This window comes from Massilia sp. PAMC28688 (assembly GCF_019443445.1).
In the GTDB taxonomy this organism is placed as follows: Bacteria; Pseudomonadota; Gammaproteobacteria; order Burkholderiales; family Burkholderiaceae_D; genus Telluria_A.
The window spans coordinates 1,725,391-1,748,216 of sequence record NZ_CP080378.1 but is presented as its reverse complement, the minus strand read 5'-3'; the positions used below and the strand labels follow the sequence as shown (position 1 = coordinate 1,748,216).

Genomic DNA, 22,826 nt, shown 5'->3' with positions numbered 1-22,826 from the left:
TCAGATGCTCTCCGGTGCGGCGCCGTTCTTGCGCAGGAAGGCTTCGAACATGAGGACGGACCACAGCGAGACGGTGTGGTCCTTGGTGCCGGACTGGTGCTGGTCGATCATTTGCTTCAGATAGTTTTCGTTAAAGATGCCGGTGTCGAGCAGCGCCGGATTGAGCACTGCGCGGCGCATGGATTCGCGCAGCGGGCCGCGCAGCCAGTCGCCGAGCGGGATCGAGAAGCCCATCTTTTTCCGGTACAGGATATCGTCCGACAGGAAGGGCTTGAGCGCCTTCTTGAAAATGTGCTTGCCTTCGCCGTTGCGCAGCTTGGACGACGACGGCAGTCCGGAGACCCATTCCACGAACTTGTGGTCCAGCAGCGGCACCCGCACTTCGAGTGCGTGGGCCATGCTGGCGCGGTCCACCTTGGTGAGGATGTCGCCCGGCAGGTAGGTCTTCATGTCGATGTACTGGATGACCGACAGCGGGTCATCGGTCGGCGCATTCTTCGCGTGGCCGCGCATGACTTCAATGGCGCGGTAGCCATTCAGGCGGCTGCGGAATTTGTCCGAGAACAGTTCGTCGCGCACGCGGTCAGCCTGGATCGACACGCCGTGGAAGTAGCCTTCCACCAAGTCGCGCGCCATCGCTTCGAACGTGGTCTTGGCGCGGAACATGCGCGGCGCCCAGTCGGCCTTGGGATAGGCCTTGCCCAGAAAGCCGAACAGGGGTTTGCGCACGGTCAGCGGCAGCATGGAGCGTACCTTCTGCTCGGCCATGGCGAAACGGTGGCGCCGGTAGCCGGCAAAGTTCTCGTCGCCGCCGTCGCCCGACAGGGCGACCGTGACGCGCTTGCGTGCCAGTTCGCACACGCGGTAGGTGGGAATGGCGGAGCTGTCGGCATACGGCTCGTCATACAGGCCGGCCAGGGTGTCGATCAGGCCGTAGTCGTCCGTGTCCACGGTCTCGCGCTGGTGGTTGGTCTTGTACTGCTCGGCCACCTGCTGGGCGTAGATGGATTCGTCAAACTTGGGGTCGTCAAAAGCGATGGAACAGGTGTTGACCGGTTCCGACGACAGGCCGGCCATCATGGCCACCACGGCGCTCGAGTCGACCCCGCCGGACAGAAAGGCGCCCAGCGGCACGTCAGCGATCAGGTGGCTGGAGACGGCTTCGCGCAGACGCACCACGAGCTCTTCTTCCATTTCCTTTTCGGCCATTGGCGCGTGCGGCGTGAACGGGACATCCCAGTACTTCTTGGGTTCGGGCGCGCTCTGGCCAACCTTGAGGGTCAGCGTGAAGCCGGGCGAAAGCTTGAAGGCGTGCTTGAAGATGGTGCGCGGCTCCGGCACGTAGCCATAGGCGAAGTAGTCCTCGACCGCGCACGGGTCGATTTCGCGCGGCAGGTTCGGAAAGCACAGCAAGGCCTTGAGTTCGGAGCCGAATACCAGCATGCCGTCGGGCAGGAAGGCGTAATGCATCGGCTTGATGCCGAGGCGGTCGCGTGCCATGAACAGCACCTGCTGGTTGCGGTCCCAGATGGTAAACGCGAACATGCCGCGCAGGCGCGGCACGCACGCTTCGCCCCACTGTTCCCAGGCATGCACGATCACTTCCGTGTCGCAGTGGGTGCGGAAGGTGTGGCCCAGGCCCGTCAGCTCTGCCATCAGTTCCTGGAAGTTGTAGATCTCGCCGTTGAACACGACCACCACGCTGTGGTCTTCGTTGAACAGCGGCTGCTGGCCCGACGACAGGTCGATGATCGACAGGCGCCGATGGCCGAAGCCCACGCCCGGTTCGATATGCAGGCCGCCTTCCACCGGGCCGCGGTGGAACTGGGTCTCGTTCATCCGGTGAAGCATGGCGCGGTCGATTTCGCGTCCGCCGCGCATGTCAAAAATTCCGACTATTCCGCACATGGTGTTATGTTTTCTTTCAATTTCAATTTTGACTTGCGCAAGCTGTCGTACAGCCCCACATAGGCCTGGATCATCGCTGCAATGCTGTTCGTACTTTCCACCCGCTCGCGCCCGGCCTTGCCGTGGCGCGCAGCGAGCGCGGGGTCGCGCGCGTACGCGGCCAGCGCCTGGGCCATGGCCTGGGCATCACGCACCGGTACCAGGGTGCCGGATACGCCGTCCTGCACCAGCGCCGGAATGCCGCCCACTGCGGTCGACACCACCGGCAGCTGGCAGGCCATCGCTTCGAGCAGCGTCACCGGCGTGCCCTCGGTCAGCGACGACAGGGCAAACACGGAAAAGCCGCGCATCAGGTCCGCAATATCCGAGCGCGCCCCCAACAGCGCGATGTGCTCGCCCATGCCGGCCGCCGCCACCTGCGCTTCGAGCTGGGCGCGCAGCGGTCCGTCACCCACGATGACCAGCTTCATGGGATGGCCCGGCAGCAGCGCACGCAGGGCGATAAAGGCGTCAATCAGGCCAGCCTGGTGCTTCACATCCTGGACCCGGCCCACGGTGCCGATCACGAATTGGGCTGGTGGCGCCGCCGGCGTGAAGTGCTCGGTGTCCACCCCGTTGTTAATCAGGAGGATCTTGGCCTGCGGTATGCGCACGACGTCGCGCAGCCAGGCTTGCAGGTCGAGCGACACCGGGATGTAGCGGTCCACGAACGGCACCATCAGGCGCCGCAGCATGTTGTGTTTGGGGTTCAGGCCCTGCGGGTCGCTGACATCGCGGCCGTGCTCAGCGTGAATGCGCACCGGGACGCCCGCCAGCGCCGCCGTAAAGCTGTATTCGATGGAAGACAGATTATACGTGTGAAGCACGTCCGGGCGCAGTTTGCGCAGCAGCTTGAACAGCCTGGCGTGCGCGCCGAGGCCAAGGCCCGGGGCCTTGGCCAGGTCAAACAGCTGCACGCCGGGACGCGTGATCTTGTCCGCAAACGCGGTGTAGCCGGACAGGCAGACCACGGCGTGCCGGTAGTGCGCAGGCATGCGGTTGATGCAGTCGACCAGCAGCGTCTCCAGCCCTCCGAAGTCGAGCCGGTAAATCAGATGGACCACCAGGCTGCCCTGGCTGTCCACGCGGGGCGGCGCGGACACCATCAGTTGCTCCTGGTGCGTTCCAGCGATGCTTCCAGCGCTTTGAGGTTGGACTCGAGGAAGGCGCGCATGGCATTGCGCGCTTCGTCCTGGCTTTCGCCATACGGCGCGGCCAGCATGACGGCGGCGCCATCGTCGCCGCCAAACAGCAGCTTGGCCTTGGCCTGGCGCAGTTTGCCCACGTAGTTGTTGACCACCGGCTGGCCATCGATCCAGCTCCAGTGCCACACCAGGAAGGTACCGGACGGGCCCTGCATGCGTGCTTCGCGCAGCGCCACCGAGCGCCCGCCAATCTGCTCGGTGCGCAGCGCGCCGCCCTGCTCGTGGTAGGCGTTGTCTTCGCCAGCCAGACGGTTGACCGAGCTGATGACGGCCTTGTCGCGGTGCTGGTTGCGGTAGTAGAGGATATTGAGCGCAACCGGCGTCTGGCCCGGCTGGGCAAAGGCGCCGCTGTACCGGGCATCGGGCTTCATGAAGTCCGGGGTCCAGGTGGTAAAGGCGGGGGCCGGGGCCCAGCTGACCGGCACCGTGGCCAGCTGCACCGGCTTGGGATTGTGGGTGGCCATGTCGTTGTACTTGACGAAGGCCGGCCACAGGGCGCAGGCGGCGAACACGGCCAGCGTCATGTTGCGCACTTGCGACAGGGGGGGCACGATGCCTACGGGTCCGGCTGCCAGCGACTCCGATTCCACGTCGGTATCCTCGCGCCAGTAGCTGCCAACCCAGAACATGGCGAACATGACGATGCCGAAAAATACCCAGCCATAGATCAGGTGGTCGACGCCGGTGGCCAGTGCCATGTCGCTGGTGTGGCCGATCATGACAATCATGTAGGCGCGCAGCCAGTTGGCCACGATCGGGACAATGATCGACATGGCGATGAACACCAGGCGTTTGGTGAGCGAGCGATAGGTCAGGTAGGCATACAGGCAGCCGATGGTGACCGATGAAATCAGGTAGCGCACGCCGCTGCAGGCTTCCACCACCGACCAGCTGCCGGTGGGCAGCTCAAAGCGGGTGCCGTTGCGCAGGACCGGAATGCCGGTGGCCTGTACGGCCCAGACGGTGAAGTCGGCCGTGTATTCGATCAGCGGCTGGATGAAGATTTCACCGAACGGCACGGCAAACAGCAAAAACAGCAGCGGAAAAGCCAGCGACCAGGCCAGGCGCCGGCCCAGCACCGCCAGTGCGATCACGGGGAACATGGCGGCAAAGGCATACTGCATCACCACCTGCACGTCGCCCATGCGCGCCAGCATCCAGCCCGCGCCCACCAGCAGCAGCAGGCCGAGCGCCGGCCACCACGGGGTGGGCGGCAGGGCCGAGAAGTTGGCGCGGCGGCGCCAGATCAGCCACAGGCTGATGGGCAAAATGATGTAGCCGTGGGCGAAGGTCTCGGAACTGTTCCAGATATCGACAAACGAGGTCGCGGTCGGGAAGTAGAACAGAAAAGGCGCCAGGAACGCGAGCGCCACCAGCACCAGGGTGGTGGTGGACGGCGCCGCATGCGGCCTGGCCATTGCCGGTGCATTTACCGGAGGGTCGTTCAGGAGCATTCAAGCCTCTCTTCAATGCGCGCCAGCTTGCTCGGCCAGCTATAGTGGGTCTGGACGGTGGCGCGCGCGGCCGCACCCAGGCGCGCATTGTCCTGCGGCTGGGCGAGCATGGACGACAGGGTCGTGATGAACTGCTCGGCGCCGTCTGCCAGCACCAGGTCGGTACCTGGCTTGGCCTCGATGCCTTCCAGCGCCTGCGGCGACACGACCACCGGGCGTCCCATGGCCATCGCTTCGAGCACCTTGTTCTGGATGCCGCGCGCAATGCGCAGCGGCGCCACGGCGATTTCACCATGGTGGATGTAGGGCCGCACGTCGGGCACCGTGCCGGTGACGACGACGCCGGTCTGCTGGCCCAGGGCCAGCACGGCCGGTGCCGGGCGCGCGCCGACGATGAAAAAGCGCAGCTTCGGCTGCGCCGCCAGCAGCCTGGGAAATACCTCGGTGGCGAACCACTGCACGGCGTCGATGTTGGGCCAGTAGTCCATGGCGCCGGTAAACACCAGGGCGCGCTCGCCCGCCTGGTAGGGACTTGGATAATCGCGCTCGGGCGAGAAGAAGTCGGTATCGACGCCGTTGTTGAAGTAGCCGATGCGCGCATCGCTTTCCGGGGCCAGCTTGCGGAACAGGTCCGCTTCCGGCGCCGACACGAACAGCGATGCATTGCAGGTTTTTGCCACGTGGCGCTCGTAGGCCAGCAGGGCATTGGCTTCGTGCCGGTACAGCCAGCTCATGGGCCACGGCTTTTTCTCGGCATACTGGCGCCACTTGTCGGAGTCGACGTCGCAAAAGTCCACCACGCGCCGCGCTTGTGGATATTTTTCCGCATACTGCGCCATGGGCGAGGAAAACACCATCACGCGGCCAATCGCGTTGGCCTGCATCGTCTGGTCAACCCAGTGCTGCATGGCGCTGTTGCGGTAGTAGTCGAACGAGAGCGAGCGCCCGGCCACCAGGCCGCCCAGGCTGCGCACGCGGCCGGCCAGCGGCGCCAGCTTGCCAAAGTGGCTGCTGGTGCACATGGCTTGCACGGTCGGCACATGCTGCCAGTCGTCCGGGTCGTCCACGAAGGTCGCCAGATGGACGCGGTAGTGCTGCGCCAGGTGCTTGAGCAGATGGTAGGAGCGGATCTTGTCGCCCTTGTTGGGCGGGTAGGGGATCCGGTGGATCAGCAATAACAGGTCTTCCACGATCAGCCCAGGCTTCTGACGATATAGGGACCGAGGAAGTTGGCCAGCCCGATCGGCATCTTTTTCCACATCTTGATGAACAGCTGGTACTTCGGATTGAGCGGATTATTGTCCGGCAGCGAAGGGGCAGCATACAGCTTGTATTCGTATTCGAGCGGGGTGGGCGAAAAGCCCCAGTTCTTCTTGAAGTCAAAGGCACCGGTACCGAGCTTGCTGCGGCCGAAGTCGAAGATCTTCACGCCGCGCGCCGCTGCGGCCTGCATCAGGTTCCAGTACATGTAGTCATTGCCCGCCACTTCGCGCGCGGCCGGCATGCCGCCGCCATAGTAGGGCAGCACTTCGTCGCGGAAGTAAAAGCTCATGACGGCGGCGATCAGGTTGGTGCGCTCGCCTTCCTTCTGGACGATGACGCGGATTTCGCAGGCTTCGCCAAACACTTCCTTGATGACCTTGAAATAGGACTTGGGGAAGACCGGCGTGCCAAGCCGGTGCACCGAGGTGCTGTAGCAGGTGAAGAAGCGGTCCACGCCCTGGTCGATTTCCGCCGTCAGGCCCAGCTTGATGCCCTTGCGGACCATGGCGCGCTGCTTGCGCGGGATGGCATTGAGGTTGGCTTCATCGTCGGCGCTGATCTCCTTGCGGAAGGTGACGTACAGGTCCTTGCGCATCCACTTGGGGTCATCCAGGTGGGCCGGCACCAGGTTGCGGTATTCGAGATGGCCCACATTGAGTTCACGCGCCAGCTTGTCGGCGGCGGCGTCGAGCAGCGGACGGGCGGCGTCGTCGGTGGCCACCACGCCACCGAGCACACAGAAGGGCAGGGAGCCGAGCCAGTGCCCGAACAGGCGGCTTTTCATCTGCGCCAGCGGCAAGATGCCGATGATGCGGCCATCCTGCTCGACATAGTAGAACCAGGTCTTGTGGCCGTACACGCGTTCGATGATGGTCTGCCAGCCGGCCTTGTGGAAGAAGGTCGCGTCAGGGCAGGCATCGACAAACGCATCCCAGCGCGCGTAGTCCTGCTTTTGCAGCAGCTGCAGCGTCATGGCGGCAGCAGGTTTGGTCAGGGCGTCGGTCATGGCGTTCATGCGGCGCTCCGCGCCGGGGTAGGATTATTCAGGAAGATGTTGTCCATCCGGTCCCACGCGAAGTCGCGCGTGAGGGCCTTGAGGCGCTGCTCGGTGCGGCCCAGGTTGACGTAGTGGCGAAAGCGCGACTTCAGGTCCACGCCTTCGGGACGCGGCTGGCCCGGGTCGATTTCCCATGGGTGGAAGTAAAAGATCGCCGCTTCCTGGTCGTCCTGGTTCACCTTGCGCATCAGGTAGCGCGACAGCTGGTAGGGGAACAGGCGGAAGTAGCCGCCGCCGCCGGCGGGCAGGTTGCGCTGGCCCATCTTGACGGTGGTGATGGGCACTTCCAGCAAGCCATCGCTGCCCCTGGGATAAAAGGCAAAGCGCGGCGCGTCCGGCATGCCGTAATGGTCATGCGCGATCGGGTAGATGGAGGAGCTGTACTGGTAGCCGGCGTCGAGCAGGGCGTCGAGCGCCCACAGGTTCTGGGTGCCGATCGAAAAGCTGGGGGCGCGGTAGCCGCGCACCTGCTGGCCGCCGATATCCTCCAGCAGCTTCTTGGCGCTGGTGATGTCCTTGGTAAATTCCGCCAGGTCCTGGTCGGAAGCGCGCAAGTGGCTGTAGCCATGGCTGGCCAGTTCATGGCCGCCCTCGACAATGCGGCGCACCATGGCCGGGTAGCGCTCGGCAATCCAGCCCAGCGTGAAAAAAGTGGCCTTGACGTTGCCGTCTGCCATCAGATTGAGGATGCGGTCGATATTGGCTTCCACCCGGCATTCGCGGGTGGGCCAGCTGGCGCGGTCGATATGGGGGGCAAAGGCCGACACCTGGAAGTAATCTTCCACGTCGCAGGTCATGGCGTTGCGGATCGGCGAACCGGGGGCGCGGGTTCGGGGTGGAGCGAGCATCATGGCGGTAATTGATCAGTCGTTATTGTGATTGAGGGGCGTATTGGCCCCGGCCGGCGTGGCCACGAGTTTCTTTAAAATGTTCAGGACCGACACCACCGACTTTTCCAGGCGCATCAGGCGCTCGTCGGTCATGGGGCTGGTGGCGTACACGGCGCCGTTGCCGGCCTCGTGCGGCTGGGCAGGGGCGGCCAGGGCCTGGCCGGCCGCGGTCATCGGCGCGCTGGCGGCTGGCGCCTCGTTGACATAGGGCGTGGCGGCATTGGCTTCGTTGACCAGGTCGGCGGGCGTGGTCGGCAGTTCAAATTCCTGGGCAATATCCTTGATGACTTCTTCGACATCGGCCGTGTCGAATGCATGCATTTCTTCCAGAAAGCCCATCAGCAGCAGGCGGTCGCACAGGGTATTGACCTTGCGCGGGATGCCGCCGGTATGATCAAAAATGGTGGCATAGGCCCCCGCCGAAAACACGGGATCGCCTTTCCAGCCGACCGTGCTCAGACGGTGCTCGATGTAATGCCGGGTTTCTTCGGCATCCATCGGGCCCAGGTGGTAGCTGGCAATGACGCGCTGGCGCAGCTGCTGCATGCCGGGGCTGTGCAAGGTGGTGCGAAATTCCGGCTGGCCCACGAGGAAGGTTTGCAGCAGGCACTTGTCGTCGGTCTGGAAGTTCGACAGCATGCGCAGCTCTTCGACCGTGCCGGGCTTGAGGTTCTGGGCTTCGTCCACCACCAGCAGGGCGCGCTTGCCTTGCTGGTCGGCGCTGCGCAGGAACTGTTCCAGGCGCGTGAGCAGGTCCGCCTTGCTGACGTTTTCGTAAGGCAGGCCAAAGGCCGACACCACCATGCGCAAGGTGTCGTCCGAATCGAGATGGGTATTGACGATGTGGGCAGCGACAATCTGTTCGGACGGCAGGTTGTTGAACAGGTTGCGCACCAGCGTGGTCTTGCCGGCGCCTACTTCCCCGGTGATGACGATGAAGCCTTCGCCCTGCGACAAGCCGTACTCGAGGTAAGCCATGGCCCGCTTGTGGCCCTTGCTGCCATAGAAGAAATGCGGGTCGGGACGCAGCCGGAACGGTTTGGCCGACAGGCCATAGAATGATTCATACATCGCGGGTCGACTCCTTAAAGCTGTATGGTCAGATAAGCCGTGATGGCATTTTCTGTGTACGGAATTTTTTCCGTAAAGCTGGCGTTGCCCCGCACATGGCGCAGTTCGATGGTGGCGTGCGCCTTGCGGTCGAGCCGGTGACGCGCGCCAAAGCGCAGCGAGCCGGTGCTGGTCTTGAGCGCGGTCGTCAGCGATTCATTGTGCGTGACCTCGCCCCGCACATTCAGGCTGGTGAGCGGGGTCAGCCGGTAATTGAATGCGGTCGACACGCCGGCCTGGTCCACGTTGTCGAGCTGGTTGCTGGTGGAGGTGCCCTGGAGCACGCTGTCCACAACCGAGGTCGACAGCGCTTCGCGCCGGGAACGGAAGGCGGTCAAGACCACATTGGTGCGGGCGCCGCGCACGGCCACGCTGGCGCGCAGCTGCTTTTGCAGGCTGAAACGGTTACTGAAGAAATTGATCTTGTCCGGCAGCGACAGGGGCAGGCCCGTGGCGCGCATGTATTCCTCGATTGCATTGGCCCGCTCCAGCGGGTCGGGGAAGGTCGGCAGCAGCAGGTTATTGAGCAGGAAGGCCGTGTCCACCGTGCTTGGCAGCAAGAAGTTGCCACGGGTACTGGTGACGGAATCGTCGTAGGTGACACTCCACACGGTACGGCGGCTGCGGTGGAAGGCCTTGACCACGCGGCTGGGGCCGTAATAACGCTGGCCGTTGTTGACCGTCAGGCTGGTGCGGCGGCTCGGGGTCCAGGTGAAACCGGCATTCCAGCCATTGCCACTGTTGGCGCCGCCCAGCGACTCGTAATCGTAGCTGTCGTAATTGCGGCCGGCGGTAATGGCAAGGGTATCGAACAGCTGGTAATTGAGGTTGAAGTTGCCGGTCTTGACATGGGTGTCATTGCGCAGCTTGTCCCGGATCACCTGGTTGCTGGCATTGAGGTCAAAGCCCAGGTCTTGCCAGCCGCGCCCGTTGCGTACCGATACCGAGGCCGTATCGCCAACGGTGTCGCCCAGCCCGGTGCGGGCGGCGCTGACGCCATCCTTGGTATAGCGCAGTTCCGACACGGCAAAATTGCCAAAGCGGTTGAGCATGGACGGGCTGATGCGCCAGGTCTTGACGTCGGCCGTGTTGGCACTGCTGTAGCCGTTCGGGGTCTGGCCGAAGGGCGAGATGCCGACCTGGGTAATGGCGGCGTAGCCATCGACGAAGATCATGTCGTTGACCAGCTCGGCGCGCCCGTTCGCATTCAGGGAATGGGCATTGCGGCGGGCGCCGGCGCGCCTGTCGCGCAGTTCCGAAAACATGCGCAGGTTGTAATTGGCGTAGCCCTTGATGCGCGGGGTATTGAAGTTGGCGCGAAAGCCCGGGGAAATTTCCGTGATCAGCTGGCCGTGGGCACGCGCGCCCGGCGCCAGCGCGACATTGTCGGTCAGGATGGTGCGCAGATCGAGCGTGGGTATGAAGCGCCAGCGCGCCGTGGACGGCTGGTCGGCTTCAGGCGCCGGCTTTGGCTGCTCGATGAGCTGGGCCCGGGCGCTGGCGCACAGCAGGGCAGCGAAGGCCAGCGGTGCCAGGCGCAAGCCCTGGCGGCCCGCGACCCGCTGCATCGGCTTAGCTGTAGTGATAATCATAAGTCTCTTCAACGCCCGGGAACTCGCGGGTTTTGTTGTAGATCAAGTTGACATTGCTGCAGCCTTCGAGCTGGCGCAGCGATTCCTGGACCGCGTGCTGGGTCGTCGTTTCCGCTTCCACCACCACCACGATCTGGCCCATGTGGCTGGCCAGCACGTGCGCTTCGCTGGTGAGCAGCAGGGGTGGCGAATCGAAAATGACGATCCGGTCCGGATAGCGGTTGGCGATCTCATTGACGAAGTCGCTCATGGTTTTACTGGCCAGCAGTTCCGTGGCGCGGGCATTGCTGGTGCCAGCCGACAGGATGCTCAGGGTGTCGACGTTGGTGCGCAGCATGACTTCGCTCATGTCGAGCTTTTCATCGAGCAGCAAGTCCATCAGGCCGCGCTGGGCAGGCAGGCCCAGCACGCGCAGGACCGATGGCCGGGCCACGTCGGCATCGACCAGCAGGACCGTGTGGTCCAGCTCCATGGCAATACTCATGGCCAGGTTGATCGCGCAGTAAGTCTTGCCTTCGCCCGGCAGCGAGCTGGTGATCATGATCAGGTTGCCAGGGCGCTCGCCCGGGGCGCGCTCGGCCAGTGCTTTCTTGATCAAGGGCCGCTTGATGATACGGAAGTCTTCGACCAGGGCCGTGCGGCCGACGGCGGCGGTGACCATGCCCGAATCGCGCATGTGATTCAGGTCCAGCTCCACGTGGCGGCGCGCCGCGCGGGCGGCCGGCTCTGGCGGCTGCTGTGGCTGCTGGGGCGGCAAGGGAGCGGCAGCCGCTTGCGCAAATGCCGGGGTGGCCGATGGCGTCAGCGGCAGCGGCGCAGGGGCAGCCGGCCCGGCCGGCTCCGGCGCCAGTGGCCGCGGCGCCGCGGCCGGCGAGGCGGCCGGCGAAAAGGCCGTGACGTTCTCCGGGGTCACGTTGTCGGCGCCCGCAGCATTGGCTGCCGCGTCGCGCTTCTTGTCCATCCGTTGTGCTGCTTTTTCGATAATGCTCACAATTTTCTCCGCGATCGCCGCTTAAAGTGCCGGTTTGATCAAAATGGCCGCCATGACCACGGCGTAGGCGCCGAACAACATGAATACCGAGGCTGCCAGGGCGTACATGCGCTTCTTTTGCAGCGACTTTTGTTCGTCGGTCCAGTTCATGCTGATCGAACCGAGGATCGGCACGCCGGTCACTTCGCGCAGCGACGACTGGCTGAGGAAGGTCGGACGGAACTGGCTCATCAGGAGCGCCACGCCCAGGCCCGCCGCCAGCGCCAGCACGAACACGAGCGAGGCATTGCGGGGCCGGTTGGGGCCGACCGGGGTGGTGGGGGCGGTGGGCGGGTCGATCACGCGGAAGGTCAGCATGTCGGTGGCCGACGACAGGTCGCCCGACAGCTTGGCCGATTCGCGCCGCTCCACCAGCTTCTGGTAATTTTCCTTGTTGACGGCGTAGTCGCGGTTGAGCTGTGACAGCTGGGCTTCGACTTCCGGCGCGGCCGTGCTCTGGGCCTGCAGGCGCGCCACCCGGTTCTGGTACTCCCCCACCCGGGCGCGCAGCGAGGCCACGCGCGCTTCGGCTTCGGACAGCGAAATCTTCAGCTGCTGCAGCATGGGGCTGTAGCTGGCGCCGGGATCGGCGCTTGGCTTGAAGTTCTTCGCTTCATCCTTTTTCTGCTGCTGCAGCTGGGCCAGCAGGCGGCGCGCGGAAATGACGTCCGGGTGCGCTTCGGTGTACTGCAAGCGGGCCGCGTCCAGGCTCTTGTTGACCTGGGCAATGCGCTCGTCCAGTTCTGGATTGGCGGCAACGATGCCTGGCTTGCCGGGCGTGGCGCCGCCGCCGATCTGGCGCGCGATGGCGTTGCGGGCTTGTTCAGCCTCGGCCAATTCCAGGCGCGCCTGCGACAGGCGGTCAGTCATCTCGATCACACTGGCGCTGTAGTCAGTATTGCCGCGGGGCAGATTGCCCATGTGCTTGATCTTGAACTCCTTCAGTTCATTTTCGGCCGCGTTCAGCTTTTCTTCATAGGTGCGGATCTGGTCTTCGATAAAGGCAACCGCCTTATTGGCATCCTGCTTCTTGCCGCCGAAGCTGCCTTCGACGAAGATGGTCAGCAGCGACTGCACAACATCCTTGCCCAGCTTGGGATCGCGACTGTTGTACGAGATGGTATAGATGTCGTCGCGCTCGGTGCCGCTGATCTTGATGTTTTCAATCAGCTCGTCGACCAGCTTTTCATGTTCCTTGGGAGTCTTGGCCTTGATGTCCAGGTCCACCATGCGGATCACGCGCTCCACATTGGGACGGCTGATCAGGGTGCGGCGCATGAACATGACTTGCTGTTCGAGGTTGGGCAGGGTGGTCATGCCCGACAGCAGCGGCTTGAGCACGCTCTGGGTATCGACATACACCCGGGCCGACGCCTGGTAGTCGTTCGGCATCGCATACACCACGACCCAGCCGATCACGGCCACGGTCCAGGAAATAATGATTGCGTACCAACGGTACTTTCCAATCGCCTTGAGGAAAGTTAGGATTACGGCGGTCAGTTCTGCCATCTTGTCGTTCTCATCATCTTAGGTGCAGCTCGGAGCAGGGGCTCCGGATCGTTTTGGATTGTCCGGCTATCATCGCTTGCAGGGGGAGCAATTGCAATTGCGTTCTGGAAAAAGCTGACAGACGGGGCCAGAAGTAGCCTGCGCTACAACACTTGGTTTGCCACAGCGGGGCGGACCTGCGTGATTGCCTTGGCAGAACCGAACTCGTTGTTTAAATGGCAGCACAAGTGTCGCATCATACAACACAATAATGCTTTTCATTAATTCAATTGAATCGTGCTCAGCCCCGGTTTTGCGCGTACTTACGGGAACCAAGCATTGTAATTGGTGCGCCCGGTGATACGCTATATATAATGCAAAAGTTACAAACTATCGTCCCCGGAGAGTACAGATGTGCCTGAGTCAGCTGCCGGGTGTGCTAGCCCGTCCATTATTATTCCTGCTATTCATGACTGGCGCATGTCCTGGCGCCACCGCCGGCGACCTGCCTGCCACCATTGCCGTGGTCAAGAAATCGGTGGTCGGTATCGGTACGTTCCAGAAAACGCGCAGTCCGGCAGTCCGCTTCTCCGGCACCGGCTTTGTCACGGGCGATGGCTTGTCCGTCATTACCAATGCCCATGTCTTGCCGGCCACGCTAGACCAGCAAGCCATGGAAGCGCTGGGTGTTGTGGTGGGGCAGGGGAGCGAATTCAGCTTCCGCCGCGCCACCATTGCCGCGGTGGACCGCCAGCACGACCTGGCCTTGCTGCGCATCGAGGGCGCGCCCCTGCCCGCCCTGCAGCTGGGCGACGGCGCCATGGCCGAGGGACGCGAGCTAGCCTTTACCGGTTTTCCGCTGGGGATGGTGCTGGGCCTGCACCCGGTCACCCATCGCGCGCTCCTGTCGGCCATCACGCCCATCGTCATGCCTTCGCTACACTCCGGCAAGCTGGGGGCGGCGGCCATTGCTCAGCTGCAGCGTGGGCGTTTTCCCGTCTACCAGCTCGATGCCACGGCCTACCCGGGCAACAGCGGCAGTCCCGTGTACGACCCGCACACCGGTGTGGTCCATGGCATCATTAATATGGTGTTTGTCAAAGGTCTCAAGGAGACAGCCATCACGGCGCCCAGCGGGATCACCTATGCCATTCCCGCCGTGCACGCGCGCGCCTTGCTGCAGGAGGCGAATAAGTAGCGTGCGCAGCGGCATCTTTTGAAGAGTTTGGTTTACAATAGGACACAATGTAGTATTTAAAAGACAATTGTATGGCAGTAACTAAACTGTCGCAATCGACAACCAAGACAGGGCCATGGCGCCACTGTCGTTTCGAGGAACTGACGTGATCAAGAACAATGTGAGCTATATCCATCGCCTGGCTGTGCTGGCCCTTACCGTGTGCGCGGTCACCCTGTCGGGCTGCGCCGCCTGGCGCGCGCCGTCGGCAAGCAAGATCGACAATACGGCCGCGCCGCACCATGATTACCTGATTGGCCCCGGCGACAGTGTCAACATCATTGTGTGGCGCAATCCGGAAGTATCGATGTCGGTGCCGGTGCGTCCCGACGGCAAGATCACCACCCCGCTGGTGGAAGACTTGCAAGCCTCCGGCAAGACCTCCACCCAGCTCGCACGCGACATTGAAAAGGCGCTGGCCAAGTTCATCCAGCAACCGGTCGTGACGGTGATCGTGACCGGCTTTACCGGCACCTATGATGAACAGATCCGCGTGATCGGCCAGGCTGCCCGTCCGCAGGCACTGGCCTACCGCCGCGACATGTCGCTGATGGATGTCCTGATTGCCGTCGGCGGCACGACCGAATTTGCTTCCGGCAACCGCGCGGTCCTGATCCGCAAGGTCGATGGCAAGAATCAGCGCCTGAACGTGCGCCTGGATGACTTGCTCAAGGATGGCGATATTTCGGCCAATGTGACCATGCGCCCCGGGGACGTACTGGTCATTCCGGAAAGCTTCTTCTAACACCGGTCGTTGCCTGTCGGCCCACTTTACAGTGGGCTGCGCGCCGTGGCTGGTCAATATTGTCGGAAAATACCTGAACCTGTCGATAAGTGATTGATTTCGCTCACAACAGGGGTAGACGGTGTATGCTTGGAACACTTATTGCTACGTAGTTTTTATTAGTTGTTCTGCTCGATGGCAGCAACATCGCCCTCAAACGGGCCGCAAGGCCCGGCATTTCTAGGAAAATTTTCATGGTCAACGAACACGAGCCAGACGGAAACGACGCCACCCCGGTTGCGACGGCTACCCTGTCGCCCCAAGGGGCTGCGCGCCGCCGCCTGGCCGGGCTCGGAGTCGGTGGCGTGGTCATGACAGTGGCCTCGAACAATGCCCTGGCCGACATGGTGTGCAAATCGCCCTCGAATGCCTTATCGGGCGATCTCAACAGCCATTCGCCGAAAACCACCTGCGACGGCCGTTCGCCGGACTGGTGGCTGAAAAACCAGAGTGCCTGGCCAAGCGAGGTCAAGCCCAACGATGTATTCTGGAAACACTTCCGCAGCGCGCGCCAGCCCCTGGCCAACCTGTCGGTCGAGCATGTGCTCAAGCGCCACGGCAGCGACAAGGATGGCGTGGCCATGCACATCATGGCCACCTACCTCAACGTGCTGTCCGGCCGCATTTCCTTCCTGACCCAGCAAAGCGTGCTCGACATGTTTGCCCGCTACGACCGCCACAGGAGCTACCGGGTGGCCGACGGCGCGCGCGAATGGAGTGGGGCGGAACTGGCCGACTACCTGGCAGGTACCCAGGCCTATTAAGCGCTGACGGCTGTCTTGCATGTGGCGTACCATGCCTGGCCAGGCTTTCCGCCTGCGCCAGTTCAATCATCCTGACGGCATCCAGTTCGTGCTGTACAACGACCTGAGCGGCGCTACCCATCTGCTGGGCGAGGCGGCCGTCCACCTGCTCCAGGTGCTGCGCTGTGGCCCGGCGGACGATTCCAGCCTGTCGGCCGCGCTGGCCACTGCCCTGGGCTGCGCGCATGATGCCGCCCTGGTGGACGACACCGCGGCCCTGCTGTCCCAGCTGGCAGGCCTGTTTCTCATCGAGCGCGCCGCGTGAACCCGCACGCCGCCGGCGGCCCCGCCATCAAGGTCGCGAGCCTGGCGCCGCGCGCCCTGCGCCGCCTGCTGGCAGGACCGGGCATCCATTTGCGCACCGGCGCCTTTGTCACCCACCTGCGCTCGACCATCGGCCATATGGCCGACGGCATTGGCCTGCTGTACGCCGATTATGACCTGCTCGATGCCCCCGCCTTTGCCGACTTCTACGTCGACATGGCGCAGGTGGGCGGCCTGCGCCGCCTGGCCAGACGCCAGGTGGTGTTCCGGCACGACGGGCGCGTGCCATTCAAGCCCCTGCCGCTGGACCAGGCCTTCCCCATGTTCGAGTGGTCGATGAACTGGTGCGTGTCAAGCCGCGCCCACGACTGCCTGATCATCCACGCTGCCGTGATCGAACGCGGCGGCCTGGCGGCCATCCTGCCGGCGCCCCCCGGCTCGGGCAAGAGCACGCTGTGCGCGGCGCTGGTGGCGCGCGGCTGGCGCCTGTTGTCGGACGAGCTGACCATGGTGCGCCTGTCCGATGGCCTGATCGCCCCGCTGCCGCGTCCGATCAGCTTGAAAAACGCCTCGATCGACGTGCTGCGCGCCTTTGCGCCGGAGAGCATCATCAGCCGCAGCGTGCATGACACCACCAAGGGCACGGTGGCCCATGTGAAGCCGCCTGCCGACAGCGTGGCACGGGCCGGCGAAGCGGTGCGCGCCGCCTGGATTGTCTTTCCCCGCTACCAGGCCGGCGCCGCCGCCACACTGGCGCCGATGGCGCCCGGGCCGGCCTTCATGCAGGTGGCCGAGAACTGCTTCAATTACAGCCTGCTGGGACGGGCCGGGTTCGACGCCCTGGGACGCCTCGTGGCTTCTGCCGACAGCTACCAGTTCCACTACAGCGAACTCGATGATGCGATTGCCACCTTCGCGGCCCTGCCGCCCCCGTCCAGGTGAGCCCGCCCTTGCCACTGCTGGTGACGCTGCTGCGCGAGCCGGCGCGCATGGCGGCGCTGTCGCTGGCCGAATGGGACCTGGCCCTGCGCCAGGCGCTGGCGGCCAACCTGACCGCCACCCTGTACTGCCTGGCCGAGGAAGCCGGGGTGCTGGCCCAGGTGCCGCCGCAGGCGCGGCGCCACCTTGAGTGGACCATCCCGCTGGCGCGGCGCCACGCCGACGGGGTGCGCTGGGAGGTCCAGCGCATCGGGGCGGCACTGGCGCGCAGCGGCACGCCGCTGATCCTGCTCAAAGGGGCGGCCTATGCCATGGCGGGCCTGGCGGCCGGACGCGGGCGCCTGTTTTCCGATATCGACATCCTGGTGCCGCGCGAGGCGATCGGGGAAGTGGAGTCGGACCTGATGCTGGGCGGCTGGATGTCGGGCCATCACGACGCCTATGACCAGCGCTACTACCGCGTCTGGATGCATGAAATCCCGCCCATGCAGCACGCCCAGCGCGGCAGCGTGATCGATGTCCACCACACCATCTTGCCGCTGACGGCGCGCGTGCGTCCCGACCCGGACAAGCTGCGCGCGGCCGCCCGCGCGGTACGCGGCGGCTGCGCCATGGTGCTGGCCGATGAAGACATGGTGCTGCACAGCGCCACCCACCTGTTCTACGACGGCGAATTCGACAAGGGCCTGCGTGACCTGTTTGACCTGCACCGCCTGCTGGGCGAACTGGGCGGAGAGCGCCTGTGGCAGGCACTGCCGGCCAGGGCGCGCGAGCTGCAGCTGGAACGGCCCCTGTTCTATGCCCTGCGCTACTGCAGCGGCCTGCTGGGCACGCCGGTACCGGAGCACGTGCTGGCAGCCCTGGCGCCTGCCGGGCCGCAAGGGCGCATGCTGGCGCTGATGGATGCCCTGTTCGGCCGCGCGCTGCTGCCCATGCACGCCAGTTGCGACACCCGCTTCACGGCGCTGGCGCGCTTTGGCCTGTACGTGCGCGGCAACTGGTTGCGCATGCCGCCGTTCCTGCTGGCGCGCCACCTGTTCCACAAGGCCTTCATCTCGCCGCGCGAGCCGCTGCGCTAGCCGTGCAGGCGCTTGTTGCTCACCTGCACGGATGCCGATTGAATCCGTCCGTTGACAACTTCGTAGATGGCCACGATGTCGACACTGCCGGGGCCTTCCGGAAAGGTGCGGGTAACGACTTCCTGGTCGATGACGATATTGCCCATGACAGCACGCTGCACCAGCCGCGCATGCAGGTTAGGCTCCTGCAGCCGGCCCTGCATGCGCTCACGGATCTGGGCGCTGCCGCTTGCCACCAGCGTGCCGGGTAATTCGTACTGGCGGGCGTCGTCTGCATAGATGCCCACCAGGGCGTCGATATCGCGGGCGTTGTAGGCATCGAGCTGGCGCTGGACCACGGCGGCGGGATGATCGCGTTCTGTCATGTGCTGGTTCCTGGGCAGGGAAAATTGCCATTGTAGCGCCGTGGAGGGTGCGCCGTCAGGGCCCGTCCCGGGGATCGGTGTCGTCCCTGGCGCGTCCCAGACGCGCCGCTTCCAGCAGCAGGCGCAGCCTGACCCACCATGCCACCGGCTCGCCGTGGAACCAGGCTGCCAGGAAGCGGTTCTCCCGGCGCAATCGCGCTTCCAGCGCATCGAGCTCCAGCATGTGCAGGACCACGGGACCGACATCCTCGGCCGGCCCGCTGATCGGCCGAAAGGGCAGGCCCATGCGATCGAGCGCGCGCGCCAGCGGCCGCTCCATGGCGGCGTACCAGTAGCGCAGCCCATGTTCGCGGCTGTGGCGGTACAGCTCGCGGTACAGGCCCAGCAGCAGCAGCGGGCTGCCGCTGCGCCGCCCACCGACGGCCGGCCGGATGGCGCGCGTGTGGCCGTGCGCGGCGAAGCCGTGCGGCACGCCTTCCACAGAGTCGCCGCGGCGGCGCCGGTAGTGCTGGTGCACCACCAGGCGTGACAGTTCGCCGGCCTGCTCGCGCGGCGGCAGTGTCACATCGGGAAAGGGGGCACAGTACTGGCTGAAGGGATAGTCCTGGCCGGGGCCCGGCTGCACCAGGCGCACCGAGGCGGCCAGTTGCCCGTGACTGTCGTAGGCGCCGACATGCACGGCGCAGCTGTCGGCCTCGTCCGTCTCCAGGGCGCCCCCTTCCTGCGGCAGGAGGGCCCGCTCGACACAGTACACATCATGGCGCAGGCGGCAGGTGTCGCCCAGGATGACCGACTCGCGGTTGCCGCGCAGGACGCGGCAATAATCGAAGTAGGGGACCAGGATGTCCCGCTTCCCGCGCAGCCGGTCAAGCAGCGTCACGCTACATTGGCTTGAGGTAGGCGCGCGCTTGCGCGGCCTGGGCGAACGGACCGCCATTGGCCAGGGCCTTTTCCATTTCGGCGCGGGCGCGCTTCTTGTCACCGGCCTTGTCCAGGGCCATGGCCAGGTGGTAGCGCACATCGTTGGACTGCGGCTGGGCGGCGACGGCTTTTTCCAGGATCGGCAGGCCGCGCTTCACGTCACCCTTTTCCACCAGGATCCAGCCCAGCGTATCCATCACGGCGGGATTGTCGGCGGCCAGCTTGTAGGCCTGTTCGGCCGTGGGCAGGGCGCGCGCATCCTGGTCCTGCTGATAGGCCCAGGCCAGGTTGTTAAGGGCCGGCACGGCGTTTGGATTGCGCTTGACCACGCCTTCCAGGATGGCGATGGCATTCTTGTACTGCTTGGCTGCCAGCTGCATCTCGGCGGCAAACATGGTGGCCACGGCATCGTTCGGATGGGCCTTCAGGAACTGGTTCAGCTCCGCTTCTGCTTCCTTGGTCTTGCCCGTCATACGCAGCAGCTGGTTAGTCTTGAGCAAGTACTTGGCATTCTTTTCCAGGGCATAGGCTTGCTGGAAGGCGCGCAAGGCCGGTTCCGGCTTCTTTTGCGACATCAGGAGGTCCGCTTCCACGGCAAAGCCGATGGCCGCCGACGGATGCTCCTTCTGGACATTTTTCGCCAGGCGAATCGCCTCCTCGGTATTGCCGCGGCGAACCGCGAGGTCGACCAGGGCCAGCTTGGCCTGCACGTTTTGCGGCTCGAGGGCAATGGCGCGCTTGACGTCTTCCTCGGCCGCGGCATCGTTCTTGAGCGCCAGATGGGCAGAGGCCAGGCGCAGCTGGGCCTTGGCCGACTTCGGCACCAGGTTGACCAGCTTGCTGTACGACTCGAGGGCGCCGTTGAAATCATTGTTGGCCATCTGGGCCTGGCCCAGTGCGCCCAGCAGGTCGGGATTGGTCGGGTTGGCAGCGTTGAGCTTGCGCACCAGGGTCAGGGCCTTGGTCTTGTCGTTGGTGCGCAGGTAGAACTCGGCCAGGCGCATGCCCGGTTCGACCATGTCCGGGTTGTCATTGCTGGCTTTTTCAAGCCAGTAGCGGGTGCCGGCCGCGTCGCCGCGCGCGGCCGACAGCTGGGCCAGCGCCGTCATGGCGCCCACGTGTTTCTTGTCTACCTGGAGGAAGGCTTCCAGGCGCTTTTTCGCCTCGTCCGGCTTGTTTTCCGTCATGTCCATGCCGGCCAGGTTGACCACGGCAGGGTAATAATCCTTTTGCAGGGCCACGGCGCGGTTGAAGGCGGCGCGCGCGGCGGCCGCTTCATTGCGGGCCATGTGGACGCCTCCCTTGAGGTTTTGCACCATGGCGTTGTCCGGCTGCTGCTTTTCCAGGGCCTGGACGGCGGAGAGGGCCTTGTCATACTGCTTCAGGGCCAGCGCCGCGCGGGTCAGGGCCACCCCTGCCTGCTGCGACTTGGGGTCGAGCGTGGTCGCCATTTCCAGCTCGGCCACGGCCTGGTCCTGGTCGCCCTGGCCCATCTTGCTCATGCCCAGCGAGGTGCGCAGGGCAGCCGTCTTGGGCGAGAGCGTGGCCGCCTGCTGGAAGTATTCCGTGGCCTTGCCGAATTCGCGCGTCTGCATGTGCGATTCGCCGGCCAGCGCCAGCAGCTGGGCGTCTTCGGTCTGGCCCTTGAGCGCCGGCGCGAGGGTCGCGGCGGCGTCGGCCGGGTGGGCGGCGCGCAGCTGGGTCGAGGCCAGCAGCTTGCGCGCGTACAGGCTGTCCGGATTTTTCTCCAGGTATTTCTTCAGGTTCTGCTCGGCCTGCTCCAGCTGGCCCATGTTGAGCTGGATGGCGCCGGCCAGCAGGATGCTCGGCATGTGCTCGGGGGCGGCGCGCAAGACCTTCTGGGTGCCCTCCAGCGCCACATCGTTCTTGCCCTGGGTATAGTCGAGCAGGGCCTGGGTATACACCACGATCATGCTGCCCGGGGTGATCTTGTTGGCGGCAGCCAGGTCGGCCTTGGCCTTGTCGAACTGGCCCATGCCGATTTCCAGGTAGGCCTTTTCTATGTGGGCGCTGCGGTGATTGGGCTTGAGGGTGAGCACCTGGTCGTAAGCGACCAGCGCGGCGTCACTCTTGCCCTGGCGCGCCGACAGCATGGCCTTGAGCATCCACACTTCCGGATTCTTGGGGTCCTTGGCGGCCGCTTCTTCCGCGTAGCGGTTGCCGGTTTCGACATCGTTCTGGGAAAAGGCCAGACTGGCCAGGCCCAGCAGGGCGGCGCTGTCGTCCGGCTTGGCCGCCAGGGCGGCATCGAAGGCAGCCTTGGCCTGGTCCGGCTGGCCCGAGGCCAGCAGGGCGTGGCCGCGGTGCACCAGCAGCGGCGCGCCACCGGTGGCCACATGGGGCTCGGTATCGGCCAGCAGCTTTTTGAATTCACCCTGGGCCAGCAGGCTGGCGGCCAGGCCAGGCATGACCTGGGCCGGCGGGGTGCCCAGGCTGAGCGCCTTGCGATATTCCTTTTCCGCCGATACCGGGTCGCCCAGCTCGGCATGCAGGGTGGCCAGCTGCAGGCGGATGGCGGCATCTTCCGGACTGGCGGCAACGGCATTCTTAAGCTGGATCAGGGCCGCCTTGTAATCCCCTTTTTGCTGGTACGACTTCGCTTCCGCGACCAGGGTGGCGGCATCCTGGGTGCGGTTGCAGCCACCGAGTCCGGCGCCAAGAAGGAGGGCGCTGGCGACCAGGGCGGCGGTAAGGCGGAGCTTGGGGGTAGTGCGCGGCATGTCAGATCCTTGTCGATGGCATTCTAAATAGGGGAGCACCTGTCCGGCAGGCGCTGAGCCAGCATAGTGACATGGGAGAACAGATCATGGCAACAGGATAGTGTGTCACGGCCCCTGGCGCAGGCGGCCCAGCAATTCCTCGACCCCGGCGCTGACCGGCAGCCCGTGCTGGCGCAGCAGCTGCAGGTGCAGCACCAGGTTTTCCAGCACCAGCTTGGCCGACACCGCCAGCAGCGTCATGAGCCGGTCTTCGGTGCTGAAGTTTTCCATGGCGGCGGCCATGTCGCACAGATGGGCCGCCACCAGGGAGCGCAGTTCCTGCTCGCCGAAGGGGAGGTCGGCAAAATCGATGGGGTCTTCCGTTTCCACTTCCTGCATCAGCGCTGCTAACTGTTCCGGCGAAATGGACATGCTGTTCTCCGCAGTGGCAATGATGCAATTGTAGGCGATGGCGGCGCCACGGGGCGTCCGATCGGCGCATGATCGCGTCTGAAAAGGCTGAGCCCGTTAGTTTTGACAGGGCGACAAGGGAAGCAGACAAAGCTGGCGCGGCTTTGTTTCAGGCCAAGGTTTTTTCACGACAGTTGCCCGTGTTTCCCTTGCTAAACATACCTTTAGGAAATAAGCTATACAGATCATTCGTCGTGAATGATCAAG

General features: G+C 64.4%; 20 protein-coding genes. 6 read left to right on the top strand and 14 right to left on the bottom strand.

Features of this window, described 5'->3' with window-relative positions:
• Genes KY495_RS07855 through KY495_RS07810 form a run of 10 tightly spaced genes read right to left on the bottom strand, consistent with a single transcriptional unit; the run spans window position 1 to window position 13,057 of the window.
• Complete coding sequence (locus KY495_RS07855; RefSeq protein WP_219883106.1) at window positions 1-1,908, bottom strand: XrtA/PEP-CTERM system amidotransferase; 1,908 nt, start codon at window positions 1,906-1,908, stop codon at window positions 1-3.
• Entirely contained in the window at window positions 1,896-3,053 is a 1,158-nt protein-coding gene (locus tag KY495_RS07850) for a TIGR03088 family PEP-CTERM/XrtA system glycosyltransferase (RefSeq protein WP_219883105.1), read from the bottom strand. The genes KY495_RS07855 and KY495_RS07850 overlap by 13 nt, the downstream gene beginning before the upstream one ends.
• Entirely contained in the window at window positions 3,053-4,606 is a 1,554-nt protein-coding gene (gene xrtA, locus KY495_RS07845) for an exosortase A (protein ID WP_219883104.1), read from the bottom strand. The genes KY495_RS07850 and xrtA overlap by 1 nt, the downstream gene beginning before the upstream one ends.
• On the bottom strand, window positions 4,597-5,796 hold the full coding sequence (locus KY495_RS07840) for a TIGR03087 family PEP-CTERM/XrtA system glycosyltransferase (protein WP_219883103.1): 1,200 nt from the start codon (window positions 5,794-5,796) through the stop codon (window positions 4,597-4,599). The genes xrtA and KY495_RS07840 overlap by 10 nt, the downstream gene beginning before the upstream one ends.
• 2 nt (window positions 5,797-5,798) lie before the next feature.
• Window positions 5,799-6,884: a FemAB family XrtA/PEP-CTERM system-associated protein gene (locus tag KY495_RS07835; protein WP_219883102.1), complete on the bottom strand. Its 1,086-nt coding sequence runs from the start codon at window positions 6,882-6,884 to the stop codon at window positions 5,799-5,801.
• The gene (locus tag KY495_RS07830) at window positions 6,881-7,774 is read right to left on the bottom strand and encodes an XrtA system polysaccharide deacetylase (RefSeq protein ID WP_219884160.1); all 894 of its coding nucleotides are present in this window, start codon (window positions 7,772-7,774) and stop codon (window positions 6,881-6,883) included. Before KY495_RS07830 ends, KY495_RS07835 begins: the two co-directional genes overlap by 4 nt.
• Before the next feature lie 15 nt (window positions 7,775-7,789).
• Window positions 7,790-8,887, bottom strand: a complete 1,098-nt coding sequence (locus KY495_RS07825) for an XrtA/PEP-CTERM system-associated ATPase (RefSeq protein WP_219883101.1) — start codon at window positions 8,885-8,887, stop codon at window positions 7,790-7,792.
• Window positions 8,888-8,901: 14 nt separating this feature from the next.
• Window positions 8,902-10,518 (bottom strand): TIGR03016 family PEP-CTERM system-associated outer membrane protein, encoded by a 1,617-nt coding sequence (locus KY495_RS07820; RefSeq protein ID WP_219883100.1) that lies wholly within the window; start codon window positions 10,516-10,518, stop codon window positions 8,902-8,904.
• Window positions 10,499-11,509 (bottom strand): XrtA-associated tyrosine autokinase, encoded by a 1,011-nt coding sequence (locus KY495_RS07815; RefSeq protein WP_219883099.1) that lies wholly within the window; start codon window positions 11,507-11,509, stop codon window positions 10,499-10,501. Before KY495_RS07815 ends, KY495_RS07820 begins: the two co-directional genes overlap by 20 nt.
• A gap of 21 nt (window positions 11,510-11,530) precedes the next feature.
• A complete protein-coding gene (locus KY495_RS07810; protein ID WP_219883098.1) occupies window positions 11,531-13,057 on the bottom strand; it encodes an XrtA system polysaccharide chain length determinant in 1,527 nt (508 codons plus the stop codon).
• A 448-nt stretch (window positions 13,058-13,505) separates the two neighbouring features.
• Here KY495_RS07810 and KY495_RS07805 point away from each other — a divergent pair, with 448 nt between their 5' ends.
• The 6 genes from KY495_RS07805 to KY495_RS07780 all read left to right on the top strand — a co-directional run bounded on the left by KY495_RS07805 (window position 13,506) and on the right by KY495_RS07780 (window position 18,142).
• Window positions 13,506-14,234: a serine protease gene (locus tag KY495_RS07805; RefSeq protein ID WP_219883097.1), complete on the top strand. Its 729-nt coding sequence runs from the start codon at window positions 13,506-13,508 to the stop codon at window positions 14,232-14,234.
• Window positions 14,235-14,403: 169 nt separating this feature from the next.
• The gene (locus KY495_RS07800; protein WP_219884159.1) at window positions 14,404-15,018 is read left to right on the top strand and encodes an XrtA/PEP-CTERM system exopolysaccharide export protein; all 615 of its coding nucleotides are present in this window, start codon (window positions 14,404-14,406) and stop codon (window positions 15,016-15,018) included.
• 233 nt (window positions 15,019-15,251) lie between these two features.
• A complete protein-coding gene (locus tag KY495_RS07795; protein WP_219883096.1) occupies window positions 15,252-15,821 on the top strand; it encodes a hypothetical protein in 570 nt (189 codons plus the stop codon).
• Window positions 15,822-15,840: 19 nt separating this feature from the next.
• On the top strand, window positions 15,841-16,125 hold the full coding sequence (locus KY495_RS07790; protein ID WP_219883095.1) for an HPr-rel-A system PqqD family peptide chaperone: 285 nt from the start codon (window positions 15,841-15,843) through the stop codon (window positions 16,123-16,125).
• Entirely contained in the window at window positions 16,122-17,066 is a 945-nt protein-coding gene (locus tag KY495_RS07785) for an HprK-related kinase A (protein ID WP_229518529.1), read from the top strand. The genes KY495_RS07790 and KY495_RS07785 overlap by 4 nt, the downstream gene beginning before the upstream one ends.
• A gap of 8 nt (window positions 17,067-17,074) precedes the next feature.
• Entirely contained in the window at window positions 17,075-18,142 is a 1,068-nt protein-coding gene (locus KY495_RS07780) for a nucleotidyltransferase family protein (RefSeq protein WP_229518528.1), read from the top strand.
• Here the strand turns inward: KY495_RS07780 and KY495_RS07775 are convergent.
• From KY495_RS07775 to KY495_RS07760, 4 genes are all read right to left on the bottom strand, one after another.
• Window positions 18,139-18,507, bottom strand: coding sequence for a nuclear transport factor 2 family protein (locus KY495_RS07775; RefSeq protein ID WP_219883093.1), 369 nt, complete (start codon window positions 18,505-18,507; stop codon window positions 18,139-18,141). The genes KY495_RS07780 and KY495_RS07775 overlap by 4 nt on opposite strands.
• Before the next feature lie 55 nt (window positions 18,508-18,562).
• Window positions 18,563-19,387 (bottom strand): PEP-CTERM/exosortase system-associated acyltransferase, encoded by an 825-nt coding sequence (locus tag KY495_RS07770; protein WP_229518527.1) that lies wholly within the window; start codon window positions 19,385-19,387, stop codon window positions 18,563-18,565.
• Window position 19,388: 1 nt separating this feature from the next.
• Complete coding sequence (gene prsT, locus KY495_RS07765; RefSeq protein WP_219883091.1) at window positions 19,389-22,169, bottom strand: XrtA/PEP-CTERM system TPR-repeat protein PrsT; 2,781 nt, start codon at window positions 22,167-22,169, stop codon at window positions 19,389-19,391.
• Between the two features lie 105 nt (window positions 22,170-22,274).
• Complete coding sequence (locus KY495_RS07760; RefSeq protein ID WP_219883090.1) at window positions 22,275-22,580, bottom strand: hypothetical protein; 306 nt, start codon at window positions 22,578-22,580, stop codon at window positions 22,275-22,277.
• Between the last annotated feature and the right edge of the window lie 246 nt (window positions 22,581-22,826).